General features: G+C 62.7%; 5 protein-coding genes. 1 reads left to right on the top strand and 4 read right to left on the bottom strand.

Going from position 1 to position 5,545, the window contains the following annotated elements; genetic code table 11:
- From AC2VOU_RS01970 to AC2VOU_RS01960, 3 genes are all read right to left on the bottom strand, one after another.
- On the bottom strand, positions 1-846 hold an 846-nt coding region (locus AC2VOU_RS01970; protein ID WP_486955847.1), incomplete at its 3' end, for a cyclase family protein.
- Positions 847-850: 4 nt separating this feature from the next.
- Positions 851-2,311, bottom strand: a complete 1,461-nt coding sequence (locus AC2VOU_RS01965; protein WP_486955846.1) for an amidohydrolase family protein — start codon at positions 2,309-2,311, stop codon at positions 851-853.
- 467 nt (positions 2,312-2,778) lie between these two features.
- On the bottom strand, positions 2,779-2,964 hold the full coding sequence (locus AC2VOU_RS01960) for a hypothetical protein (protein ID WP_486955845.1): 186 nt from the start codon (positions 2,962-2,964) through the stop codon (positions 2,779-2,781).
- Between the two features lie 172 nt (positions 2,965-3,136).
- Between AC2VOU_RS01960 and AC2VOU_RS01955 the strand changes: the two genes are divergently transcribed.
- On the top strand, positions 3,137-4,921 hold the full coding sequence (locus AC2VOU_RS01955; RefSeq protein WP_486955844.1) for an IS1634 family transposase: 1,785 nt from the start codon (positions 3,137-3,139) through the stop codon (positions 4,919-4,921).
- 170 nt (positions 4,922-5,091) lie between these two features.
- Here AC2VOU_RS01955 and AC2VOU_RS01950 read toward each other — a convergent pair whose 3' ends face one another.
- A complete protein-coding gene (locus AC2VOU_RS01950; RefSeq protein WP_486955848.1) occupies positions 5,092-5,520 on the bottom strand; it encodes a LysR substrate-binding domain-containing protein in 429 nt (142 codons plus the stop codon).
- Positions 5,521-5,545: the final 25 nt, after the last annotated feature.

Here is a 5,545-nt window from a genome sequence, read left to right as displayed (position 1 = left end):
CAACCCCAGATGCGGGATGACCACCTGGTGAAAAGGCTGGAATGCCGCGTCGAACTCGTTGGGGCGAACTTCAACACCCCAGGTGTCGGTCGCGATTCCTGCGATGTCATGATCGTGAATCCAGTCGATGGTGGTGAATGACATCCCCGGCGCCGGCCCACCGGCATATTCACCCCATCCCCGGCCGTCAGTCACATCTCGACGCGCCCGCGTCAGCTGCCCGGTACGCACCACTAGAAAATCACCCGCCGACACTTCAGCAGTCGGACCGTGGTCGGCGATGGTTTCCTCGATGTGCTCGACGGTGATCGCGAAGCCATCGCCGAGTTCCCCTTCTCCGACCACCTTCCCGATGTCGAGCAGCACAGCACGCCCGACCATGCGATCAGCAACAGTCTCGATGCCGGTCATCTGATCTCCGTCACTGGTAACCACGGAGTCGGCCCGACGCCCGTTGTAGGCGAACCCCCGATCGAAGATGTGCCCAAGGCCGTCCCACTGGGTGGATGCCTGCAACGGCATGAACACCACATCGTCGGCGCCACCGAGACCGTGTGGAAAACCCTGATCTGAGTGATTGGCATCGAGTCCAGAGGTCAGCATCGTGCGCACCGGGTTGGTGCGCCCGCGCCAGCCGTTCTGTGGACCGTTTAAGTCGAACTGCTGCGACAATGACAGCGCCCGCCCCTGCCGGACCAATCCGGCGGCTCGCCGACGACATTCATCGGTCACCAGATTCATCGTGCCGATCACATCGTCATCGCCCCATCGGCCTCGGTTGGAGTTACGCGCCGACGAGCGGTCGATCGCCCCGATCGGATCGGTTCGGTCTAATTGCTCGATCACGTGGTCACCGTGCAGCTTTGGCAGTTGCCGCAGCCTGCTGTGCCTGCTCAAGAAACTCCAACGCCGCAGGCTTGATCGCCTCCCAGGCGCCATGTGGGGTTCCAGGCAACTCGACGCCCGCATCGGTGACACGGGCGAGGATGCCTTCCGCCGCGCTCTCCGCCTGCCGCTGCAGATCGGCGGTATCGACGCCGACCAGCACACCATCCCGCTTGAGGATCTTGCCGTCGATCAGAACTGTGCGGACATCGTGGACGGTCGTCTGGAAAACCAGTGTTCCGTAGGGATCGATCCGCGGATGCTGTTCAAAGGAACCGCCCCCGACGATCACGACGTCGGCCTGCTTTCCGGGAGTAAGCGAACCGATCCGATTACCCAGGCCGAGTGCGGCTGCCCCGTTGACCGTGCACCATTGGAATGCCTCCCGCGCAGTGCTGACGACCTTCTCCGGCATCGCCCCACCGAGATTGAGCTCGTGCGTAGCATCCCACCTGGCGAAACCAAGGCCGAATCGCATCTGATGCCACATATCGCCGCTGTTGAGGCTAATCACATCGGCGGACAGCGTTGGCGCGATTCCATGGCGCCGGCATGCATCGAATACCGGACGGCCCATACCCATGTTGAGCTCTGTCTCGACCGAGATTGACACCTTGCCGCCACTGCGCGCCAGGATGGTCCACTCTTCTTCGGTCAACGAGTTGCAGTGCACATGAACGATGTCGGGTCCGAGCAGTCCGCAGGCGTCGAGTTCCGGAATGCCGAATGTCAGCGGACTGCCCCACACGCACCCGGTGTGGTTGACGATTAGCGCCGAGTGTTGGCGTGCGATGTCGAGCTCGTTCAGCGTCTGTTGCCATGGCAATCCGAGCGGCTCACTCAGCGAGACCCCTGCGGTCACACGTGCACGCGGATCGCGAAAGTAGGTGTCTACGATGCGGTGGTAGTCATCGAGTCGATCCTGGTGTGACCCGAATTGTGTTGCTGCCGGGCTGCTTTCGAAGAATCCGTGACAGTGGACGGCCCGGATTCCGCTGTCTTGTAGGCCTTCAACCGCGGCGTCACTGTGGTCGGGAGTGTTGTTGCAATGCGAAAAATCCAGGATCGAGGTGACCCCACTGTTGATCGCATCGAGGCTGCCAACCCGCTGTCCCAGACGCAGATTGTCGGGAGTGAACACCGGCGAGATCCCCAACCGGATGCCGAAGTAGTAGTCACCAAGTGTCCAGTCGGCGCAAATGCCGCGAACCAGGGACTGCCAGGTGTGGCGATGTGTATCGACCAGGCCGGGGATAACCAAGTTGCGGGCGGCGTCGATCACCTCGCAATCGGCCGCCTCGATCGAAGGCGCGACCTGAGCAATCTTCCCGTCGTCGATTAGTACATCGCCACTCGGCAGGTCGCCGAACTCGGGATCCATGGTGATCACGTAGCCGTTCGTGATCAATATGCGCTTGTTTGACACGACACCTTCTCCACATCGTTGCAGCAGTTGCGCCAACCACTTTGTGATGGCTGGCACAGTTATGCTTATGCGTGATGCGGCCCACTATCATTGCCGAAGAACGAAATGATCCGTGTGGTTGCACCCAGCTTGGCGGCGGTGCTTTTGGATGCCTGACAACATGCGTTTGGTGTGGATGAGCACTTTCGTGACTGATGTGGCGTGTGTTGCTGGTGTGGCTGTTTGTGCGCATGGGAATTCGGGACCAGTCGGTCAAGGGGGGATCAACACCGTCGGCGCCGGCAGCCGCGGCTATGACGCCGGCAAGAAGGTCAACGGCCGCACGCGCCACGTCGTCGACACCCTAGAGCTTTTGATCGTGGTGCTGGTCACCGCTGCCAGCACGGTAGACCGCGACAGCGGACACCGAATCCTCAGCCACGCGCGCACGGCCGTGCCTCCTATAGCGCCGGTCTGGCAGACGGCGCTTACGCCGACCGGCGCATCGCCTGGGTGTCAAGCGGCCCTACCGGATCCTGCGGGAGATCGCCCGAAAACCCTAGGGGCAGCACACCTTCGAAGTCCTGCCCCGTCGCTGAGTGGTAGAACGAACCCTTTTCCGCCTCGACCGCTGGCGCCATTTCGACCGCGACGACGAACGGATGCCCGCGCATTCGGAAGCGCTGATCAAGTGCGATGATTACACTAATCCGAAGTTACGGCAGCTTCTGAGGTCTTTTTGCGGCATTGACATGCGAAATAGCGGTCGATTTTACTTGAGAACGTAGTCAAAATAGTGGCGTGTCGTGTCAGAGGGTTACGCTGTGATCGGCTATACTGCTGAGTATGCCGCGGGGCAGTGGAAAGGTACACGTAGTCAGAGTTCGACGGTCGCATGTGGATAAGCAGGGCCGGCCGCGCGACTACGAGTCGGTGTATCTGCGCCGCACCTACCGCGACGGGGACAAGGTGCGCAACGAAACGGTGGCCAACCTGTCGATGCTGCCGGCGGCTGCGGTCACCGCGATCGAGGCGAGCCTGAAGGGTCAGCCACTGATCGCAGCCGGCAGCGAGTTCACCAAGACCCGCTCGCTGCCGCACGGGCATGTGGCCGCGGTGTCGGCGATGGCGCATCGACTCGGGTTTCCTGCGCTACTGGGCCCGGCGGGTCGGTCGCGGGATTTGGTGTTGGCGTTGATCATCTCGCGGGTGATCCGCCCGGCATCCAAGCTGTCCACCCTGTCGCGGTGGGGTGATTGCACCCTCGGTGTGGATCTGGGCGTGGCGGGTGCTTCCACCGACGAGATCTACGCTGCGATGGACTGGCTGGCCGGCCGTCAAGATGCGATCGAGCGCAAACTGGCCGCCAAACACCTTGCCCCGCAGGTGAACCCGAGCCGGATAGCGCTGTTCGATCTAACCAGCTCGTGGGTGACCGGCCGATGCTGCGAGCTGGCCGCGCGCGGCTACTCCCGCGACGGGAAGAAGGGCTGCGAGCAGATTGAATACGGGGTGCTCACCGACCCGCAAGGACGCCCGGTTGCGGTACGGGTGTTTTCCGGCAACACCGCCGACCCGCAATCGTTCACCGAGATCGTCAAAGTCGTCAAAGACAAGCTTCACATCGACAAACTTGTGCTGGTCGGCGATCGCGGCATGATCACCACCGCCCGCATCGAGGGGCTGCGCGAACTCAACAACAACCCCGACACTCCCACCGATTTCGGCTGGATCACCGCGCTACGCGCACCCGCGATCGCCAAACTCGCCCGCGACGACGGGCCGCTGCAGATGAGCCTGTTCGACACCCAGGATCTGGCCGAGATCACCCACCCCGACTACCCCGGCGAACGGCTGATCGCCTGCCGCAACCCCGCCCTAGCCGCCGAACGCGCCCGCAAACGCCAAGACCTGCTGGCGGCGACCGAAAAGGAACTGGCCCGCATCGCCGAGCGCGTCACCAAAGCCACCCTGTGCGGCGCTGACAAGATCGGTATCGCGGTCGGCAAGGTCAGCGGAAAGTTCAAAGTGGCCAAACTCTTCCACCTCACCATCACCGACACCGGGTTCACCTACCACCGCGACCAGGCCGCCATCGACGCCCAAGCCGCCCTCGACGGCATCTACGTGCTACGCACCAGCGTCAACACCGAGGTGCTCGACCCCGCCGCCGTGGTCGAGAGCTACAAGAACCTCGCCAACATCGAACGCGACTTTCGCATCATCAAATCCGACGACCTGGATCTGCGTCCGATCCATCACCGCCTCGAGGACCGGGTCAAAGCACACGTGCTGATCTGCATGCTCGCCTGCTACCTCATCTGGCACCTGCGCAAAGCCTGGGCGCCACTGACGTTCACCGACCACACACCGCCGACCCGGGACAACCCCGTCGCGCCCGCGCAGCGTTCCGCAGCCGCCCAAGCCAAGGCCTCCACCAAACACGACGCAGCCGGCAACCCAGTGCGCGGCTTCCGCGACCTGCTCGACCACCTGGCCACCCTCACCCGCGACCGGATCCGCTACCACGACACCGACATCGAAATCGACAAGCTCACCGACGCCACCCCCACCCAGCGCAGCGCCTTCGACCTCATCGACGCCCCCATCCCACTCACCATCGCCGCGTAGCCAGAACAACCACCCACCAAAACCCGCGAATCCCCAGCTCAACCCGGTAATTCGCCCACATCAACAGCCTTAACTTCGGACTAATGGCGCGCCGTCTCGCAGCACCACCCGCGGGCACCGGGCCTGGCAACCGGCAACGGCCACACAACCCCTTCTCTGCCAGACACGTTCTAAGAGGGGCTCAGAAGATCGCCACCGGGGCCGGCCAGTATGCATGCGGCTTTCCGGAATGCATGTATGGCCATTCGATCGTCATCGCAGCGGGTGGCCAGTGCAACTGACACGGGCGACATGTCGTCGATTGGTACGAAACACACGTCCGGATGCGGAAAGAATCGCTGCGCGACGGCGCCGTGCAAGCCCAGGAGTCCAGTGGTCGCCACAGCCATCGGAACGGATTCCAACGCAGTCACGGCAGGCCCTCTGCGCCGCGACGTGCAGGGCCCGATCCAGTCCGTGAACCGGTCGTCCGAACTGGTCATGCGAAGCCACGAGTACTCGGTGGTCTCGGCGACATGGATCTCGCTCTTTCCGGTGAGGGGAGAATTCACCGGCGCAACGACAACCCGGGGCGTTTCCATGACGAGCTGTTGATCAATGCCGTCGATCTCACCAAGGTAATGG

The organism is Mycobacterium sp. TH-M25 (assembly GCF_057473665.1).
This window is presented reverse-complemented; position numbering and strand designations above follow the sequence as displayed.